4 protein-coding genes are annotated in these 3,436 nt (G+C 57.7%); 1 reads left to right on the forward strand and 3 read right to left on the reverse strand.

Features of this window, described 5'->3' with window-relative positions:
- Window positions 1-863, forward strand: an 863-nt coding sequence (gene sucD / locus ACIREA_RS28925) for a succinate--CoA ligase subunit alpha (RefSeq protein ID WP_397385793.1), incomplete at its 5' end; no start/stop codon positions are given.
- A gap of 122 nt (window positions 864-985) precedes the next feature.
- Here sucD and ACIREA_RS28930 read toward each other — a convergent pair.
- From ACIREA_RS28930 to ACIREA_RS28940, 3 genes are all read right to left on the reverse strand, one after another.
- The gene (locus ACIREA_RS28930; protein ID WP_397385794.1) at window positions 986-1,366 is read right to left on the reverse strand and encodes a hypothetical protein; all 381 of its coding nucleotides are present in this window, start codon (window positions 1,364-1,366) and stop codon (window positions 986-988) included.
- Between the two features lie 28 nt (window positions 1,367-1,394).
- Window positions 1,395-2,081, reverse strand: coding sequence for a hypothetical protein (locus ACIREA_RS28935; RefSeq protein WP_397385795.1), 687 nt, complete (start codon window positions 2,079-2,081; stop codon window positions 1,395-1,397).
- A gap of 34 nt (window positions 2,082-2,115) precedes the next feature.
- Window positions 2,116-3,436 (reverse strand): hypothetical protein (locus ACIREA_RS28940; RefSeq protein WP_397385796.1); only part of this gene is annotated, 1,321 nt, incomplete at its 5' end.

Below are 3,436 nucleotides of genomic sequence, written 5' to 3' on the forward strand. Positions count from 1 at the left end.
TCACCGGAGATTTCGGCTCGCGTCATGCGAAGGCTTCCATCGACTACGGTACACAGCTGGTGGCTGGTGTGACGCCGGGCAAAGGTGGTCAAGTTTTCGAGCACAGTGGCAAGAATGTGCCGGTGTTTGACACCGTGGCTCAAGCCGCCCGTGAAACCGGCGCCACTGTGAGTGTGATCTTTGTGCCACCTCCATTCGCAGCGGATGCGATCCTCGAAGGTGTTGATGCCGGGCTCGATCTCGTGGTGGCCATCACCGAAGGCATTCCGGTCAATGACATGATCCGGGTCAAGGCTGCTATGAAAGGCAGCAAGACGCGCCTCATCGGCCCGAACTGCCCCGGTCTCGTGACTCCAGGTTTCGGCGACAAATCCCATGGCGGCTGCCGTATCGGCATCGCCCCAGGGTATATTCACAAGCGTGGCAACGTCGGTGTTGTCAGCCGTTCCGGCACGCTCACTTACGAAGCCGTGTGGCAGCTTACGACGCGTGGATATGGTCAGAGCACCTGCGTTGGCATTGGTGGTGATCCAGTGAACGGCACCAACCACCTCGACGTGCTCAAGATGTTCAACGATGATCCTGAGACCGAAGCCATCATCATGATTGGCGAAATCGGTGGCAATGCTGAAGTCGAAGCGGGTCTCTGGGCCAAGGACAACTGCAAGAAGCCGATTGCTGCGTTCATCGCAGGAGCCACAGCACCTCCCGGACGCCGCATGGGCCACGCCGGTGCTATCATCGGTGGTGCAGACGACACTGCCGCTGCCAAGAAGAAGATCCTCGCGGAGTGCGGCATTGCCGTGTCCGATTCACCTGCTGACATGGCCTCCACGCTGTTGAAGCGCTGGGGCAAGGCATGAGTTTGAGTTGACGATTGTTTAGGGCGGTTTCCAATCCGATGACGCGGCTTTGCCGCTGATTCGGAAAATGGTCAGCAATCGTAAACGACCGCCATCACCGTAAACCTTCTGCTGAAGCAGGCTCAGTTCCAGAAATGGAACCACTGGTTCAGCCAGCCAACGACGGCGGCGATGGAACCGAGGACGAGCAAGCCTTCAGTAAGCATGCGCAGACGTTCGCTGCGACGTGCGCGCTGTCTGGCGATTGGGACGCGACGATGACGTGGGGCGGGGGATGCCAGTTCCATGGGCGGTACCATGTTCACGTTTGCCAAGCGGCGCTGGCGCTCAATGCGAGGAGCCGCGGTGATGAAACATTCCAAGCGGTGAATCTGACTGTTCAGTTCATCCGAGCGTTTGGTCAGGCTGCGTGATTTGCGCTGGGGCGATGCCTCTTCCTTCAATGCCTGGACAGGCTTTGCGCGACGCGAGCGGACTTTGCGATTGCCAGAAAACAGAGCCATAAGGATGAGAAGTGAGGGGTTCGCGAAATCAGAACATCAGACGGATCAGAACGATGGCGACGATCACCGTGCCCATGAGAGGGAGGGTGAAGGCGAAGCCGCGGCGCATCCAAGTCTTCAGGTCATCGGCATGGGAGCCGAAAGCGGGCATCATAGGCGCGTTGGTGTCGTCGAGATTGATCGGTCCACCTGCGGACACGCCTTCCTGCGGGCCCATGGCGTGCAGACGGCGGATGCCTTTGGCGTAGTCGCCTTCGGCGTCATCAATGGCTGCCAAGGCGCCGTCGAGCTCTTCGCTCACCTGGGATCGATGCCATTTTTCCGGCTGGAGAGATTTCAAAATTTCCTGATGGCGGCGGAATTCGTCGTGAATGGCAGCGAGATCCTCAACACGCTTCTGGGCGTCGTAGAGTTCACGCTCGACCAGACTGGCGGAACGAGTGATTTTCTCGACGAGATCACGCTTTCCGGCGACGAAGCGTTCCTGCTTGATGCGCAGGGCTTCGAGGTGCTGCTTTTGGCGTTCGATCTCTTCCTGCTGGCGCCGGAGTTCCTGCAACTGCTCCTGAGCGGCCTTTACCTTGGAATCGACATTCTCAAGGGATGAGGCAACAGCGTGACCGTCCATGAATTCGGGAGCATCTTCAAAAACGAGGAGATTATCCTCGTTGTAGCCGTTTGCAGAGGCGAGAGCGGGTGCTTTGCGGGTGATCATGGGAGTACTGGAAATTATTTCCAGTATCCAAATACTACAGATGTCTTAAGTATTCCAGATTTTTCGTCTGCCGTTTTGCAAAAAAATAGGGAATGCCTCCAAAAGCCACGGTTAGCACAGCCAGTCCAGCCAGCGCAGCCAGTTCGATTTTGCCGTTATAGCCCACCATGGCCACGGCATCCTGTCGGAGATTTTGCCAGGAAGGGATCAGCAGCAGGACCATTCCGCCTACGATGTAGACAAAGCTGGCGATCAAGCAGACCGTGCCGCCAAAGCCGGAGACGATGCGGGCGGGATTGGACTCCCGGAAATTGGGCACCAGAGCGCCGAGGGAAAGCGCCAGCGAGGTCAGTCCGTAGCTCAGCATTAATATTGAAGCGCTGAAAAAGAGAATGCGCTGTCCCGGCAGGCCTAGTGAGATGCCCGAGACCACGACTAGAGTTACCATGACGAGTGCCAGCACGCTGGCGCTGAGGCGGAGTTTCAAGGCCAGCACACGGTGCAGAGGCAGAGGTGAGAGCCCCAAGATCCACAGGCGCTGCCCCTCCAGGCTGAATTGCGGGTAGATGAAGCGGGTCGTGAGTGTGGACAGTGCGAGGCAGCAGACCAGCAAGTTTAAATGACTCACGATGGTGATCCAAAACGGACTCTGCAGGTCGTAGCCCAGCTTGCGCAGGTTCATGGAATAGATCAGGAGCAGTCCAAAGATGATCGACGACTGCCCCCACTGCACCGGTTCGCGCAGAAACGTGCGGACTTCCTTCACGAGAAGAGCAAAGGAGGCGCGATCAAGCCCCAGAATACGGCGCAGCCAATGGCTCAGGCGACCAGGCTTGGTACGAGACATGGGGGCTTTGGCTTTGCTGACGACTCCGGGCGCCGCACTCATGATGCGATTCCATGCGGAATAATAGAAGGCACTCGCGATTCGAGTGGTAATCAGAATGCTCATCAGGGCATTGGCCAGGAGGACAAGGTTGAAGAACATGGTGCGCTCAAAGGTGCCACGTCCAGCGGCTTGAATTGTTTCCGCCACCCATGAGCTGGGCAAAAGCGGATGCATGCAGATCTCCGTGTGCCGCAGGATCTGGTTCAAGCTCGCGCTGAGGTCACCTGAGTTCAGGGACTCGACGCTGGAATGCCAGATGGGCAGGGTTCGGATCAGCAGCAGAACGACGATGGCGAGGATGGGCTTCCACATCCAACGTTTGGCCCAGAGAACCAGGGCGATCAGCAGCCAGGTGGAAACATTGGCTGCGATGGTCACCAAAGCCAGCACCGCAGGGAGCACTACAAGCATGAATTTGGCATCCGCCTTGTAGGTCTGGGCCAGAGCCAGCAGAATGGGGGTGGTA

Origin of the sequence: Prosthecobacter sp., assembly GCF_044373815.1 — a bacterium.
GTDB lineage: Bacteria > Verrucomicrobiota > Verrucomicrobiia > Verrucomicrobiales > Verrucomicrobiaceae > Prosthecobacter.